Source organism: Mesorhizobium sp. M7A.F.Ca.CA.004.06.1.1, from assembly GCF_003999135.1.
Lineage (GTDB): Bacteria > Pseudomonadota > Alphaproteobacteria > Rhizobiales > Rhizobiaceae > Mesorhizobium.
The window spans coordinates 1-3,447 of the sequence record NZ_RZPQ01000640.1 but is presented as its reverse complement, the minus strand read 5'-3'; the positions used below and the strand labels follow the sequence as shown (position 1 = coordinate 3,447).

The 3,447-nt window shown below is 61.9% G+C and carries 2 protein-coding genes; both read right to left on the bottom strand.

Annotated elements, in window-relative coordinates:
• On the bottom strand, window positions 1-1,399 hold a 1,399-nt coding region (locus EN906_RS27460; protein ID WP_127375507.1), incomplete at its 3' end, for an FAD-dependent oxidoreductase.
• A gap of 151 nt (window positions 1,400-1,550) precedes the next feature.
• Complete coding sequence (locus EN906_RS27455; protein WP_127269656.1) at window positions 1,551-3,206, bottom strand: ABC transporter substrate-binding protein; 1,656 nt, start codon at window positions 3,204-3,206, stop codon at window positions 1,551-1,553.
• Window positions 3,207-3,447 lie beyond the last annotated feature (241 nt).

Genomic DNA, 3,447 nt, shown 5'->3' with positions numbered 1-3,447 from the left:
GTCCCCACCAGTTCTGGCGCGTGAAGCCGATCGTCTCCTCGCGCGGCTCGCCCTCGGCGGCGTACCACAGCGGGTGCTCCCAACCGAAATTGAGACCGAAAACAGCGTTCATTCCCTTTTGCATGTCGTAGGCAGGCCGGGTCCGCACCGGCCGCCCGGCGGCGCGTTCCTCGTTGGGGAAGTGGATCTTGAAGCGATGGCTGTACTGATCCTGGACGCGGGCCTTGGTGAAGGCCTTGCCGGCCCAGTGGCCGAAGCGCGCCATGTCCCAGGCGAACATGTCGAGCGAAGGTTCACCCTCGATCATCCACTCGGCCGCCAGCTTCCCCATGCCGCCCGACTGCGAGAAGCCGGGAATTATGCCGTTGCAACAGAAATAGTTGCTCAGTTCGGGCACCGGTCCGAACAGCACGGCACTGTCCGGCGACCAGATCATCGGTCCGTTGATCACCTTTTTGACGCCGGCGGTGCCGACGGCCGGGACGCGCGCGATCGCGCGCAGCATGTTCTCTTCGATACGGTCGAGATCGTCGGGAAACAGTTCATGGCCGAAATCCAGCGGCGTGCCGTCCTCAGCCCAGAACTTCATCTTGCGCTCATAGGCGCCGATGAGCAGCCCCAGGCCTTCCTGGCGCAGATAGTACTCGCCATCGCGATCGGCGACCGAAGGCAGCCGGCGGCCCATGGCCGCAATTTCCGGGATGGTCTCGGTGACGAAATACTGGTGCTCGGTCGGGATCAAAGGCAGTTGCAGGCCAGCCATCGCGGCGACCTCCCTGCCCCACAGGCCGGCGGCGTTTACCACCCATTGTGTGTGGATGTCGCCCTTCGGCGTGCGCACGATCCAGCTGCCGTCGGGTTGCGCCTCGGTGGCGGTGACCGGCTTGAAGCGATGGATCTCGGCACCGCGCTGACGCGCGCCGGCGGCGTAGGCGGCGGTGACGCCGGACGGGTCGACATTGCCGCCTTCCGGCTCGTACATGATGCAGCGTATGCCGTCGAAGTCGACCAGCGGATGCAGCCGCTCCGCCTCGTCGCGCGCGACTTCGTAGAAATTCATCTTGTAGCGCCGCGCCTTGGCTTCCTGGAGCCTCAGCTGATGCTCGCGCGCCTCGGTCTGGGCCAGATAGAGCGAGCCCGGCTGAAAGATGCCGCAGCCCTGGCCGGTCTCGGCTTCCAGTTCCTTGTAGAGCGCCATGGTGTAGTGCTGGAGGCGGCTGATGTTGGTGGAATCATGCAGGCCGTGGATGTTGGCCGCCGCGTGCCAGGTGGAGCCGGAGGTCAGTTCGCTGCGCTCCAGAAGGACGACATCCGTCCAGCCGAACTTGGCAAGATGATAGAGGATCGAGCAGCCAATCAGACCACCGCCGATGACGACGGCTTGTGCATGAGTACGCATGTTTCTTCCCTTGGTTCGGCGACTTTTCTTCTTTGCGCTTTCGAGAAGCGCCTTGGAGATCTGTTTGGCTGGCTGGTCAATCAGAGTCGCCCAGTGACCCCCCAGGGGCGCAACATGCGCCCCTGGCTTTTTTTGCCGTGACCGGCCCGGCCTAGGCCTTGTCGAGCCAGACCTTATCCAGCTGCAGTTCGAATGTCTGATGCATGCCGAGGTTCTTCACATAGGTCGCATGGTGCCGGTAAAGCGAGCGCCAGAACGCCTGGACGAGGATGCCGGAGTCCTGCAGGATGAATTCGACGTCCTTCATCAGTTCCTTGCGCTTGTCGACATCCGCCATGGCGAGCGCCGCGTTGAGCTTCTTGTCGAATTCCGGGTTGGCGTAGCCGGACTCGTTCCAGGCCTCGCCGCTGCGATAGGCGATCGCCAGCACCTGGACGCCGAGCGGCCGCATGCCCCAATCGGTGGTCGACCACGGATATTTCGTCCAGTCGTTCCAGAACGACGAACCTGGAATGATGGTTCGCTTGACCTTGAAGCCGGCCTCGCGCATCTGCGCGGCGACGACGTCGGCGGGGTCCTTCACATAGTCCGCATCGTAGGAGATCAGCTCGAACTCGTGATCCGTCTGGCCGGCCTCGGCCATCAGCGCCTTGGCCTTGGCGAGATCGCGTGGAACTTTCGGCAAAGCGTAATATTCCGGATGGATCGGGCAGACATGGTGGTTTTCGGCGACCTGTCCAAGGCCGCTATAGCCGAGCTTCAGCACCGTCTCATTGTCGACCACGAGCTGGATGGCGTTGCGCACCCGCTTGTCGTCATAAGGTTTGTTGGTCACATTGGTGCGCAGCACGATGGTTCCGGCCGTGACGACCGGCTCCTTGACCAGGCCCATGCTGTCATAGAGGTCGACCGTGCCGCCCACCGTCTGGTAGTTGCAATCGATCTCACCGGCCTCGAAGGCGCTGGCGATGGCGGGGTTGGACGCGTCCGATCCGTAGTCGGTCCAGTCGACGCCATCGAGATAGGGGTCGCCCCCAAACCAGGTGAAGTCCTTGCGTCGCCGCACCGCGGCCGATTCGCCGACCTTGTATGAGATCAGCTCATAGGGGCCGGTGCCGGGCGTCTTGAGCATGTCGCCGCCGTCCTTGTCGAAGTCGCGATGGACGATGATCGCCGGATAATCGGCAAAGCCCGGAATGATCGTGACGTCGGACTGTTGGCATTTCAGCTTCACCGTGTGGTCGTCGACCTTGGTGATGGCGCCGGCTGCCGCTTTCTTGGTGGCGGGATCGATGAGGGAGTTCATGCGCCCGGCCATCGAATTGCCTTCGGCCGCCTTGTCGCACCAGCGCTCGATGTTGTGGACGATGTCGTCGGCGTTGAAGTCGTCGCCATTCGACCACTTCACGCCCTTGCGCAGATGCAGCGTATATTCGACAGCGTCGTCGCTCACCTCCCAGCTTTCGACCAGGTGGCCCTCGAAGGTGAAGTCGGTGGTGTAGCGGATCATGTAGTCGTTGCACTGGCGCATGACATTGGCGATCTCGGACCAGTCCCAGGAGCGCGGATCCTTCATTTCCTTGATGATCATCTGCATCTTCAGGATGCCGCCCTTCTTGCCCGGCTCCAGTGCGGCGGCCTGCGCAGGCGACGAGCCGATCATTGAATAGGCGAACGCCGTGGAAGCGCCCATCGCGCTCGCCATGGCAAGAAACTCGCGGCGATCCATGCCGCCCTTCCTGACTTCGTCTGCGTAGCTTTCGATGACGGCCGGGACGCGGTCACCGTTGCTCTTGAAAATCGTCATTGTGATTCTCCGGTTTGGGCTTTCCGCCCGTTACATTCCCCTTGCGTGGAAGATGTTAGAGGCGATGCAAAAATCCCGGAAGGGCTTGAGCCCCGGCAAACGGCCGAAAACCAGCCAATAAGACCTAAAAAAACGAAGCCATTGGCGTGTCAATTTTTGAGTTGGAGAATTCACAAGGGGGTAGGACGAACAGCGCTTAAGCGCCATCCTCCTGCGCCCGCAGCAGAATCCATTCCCGCAC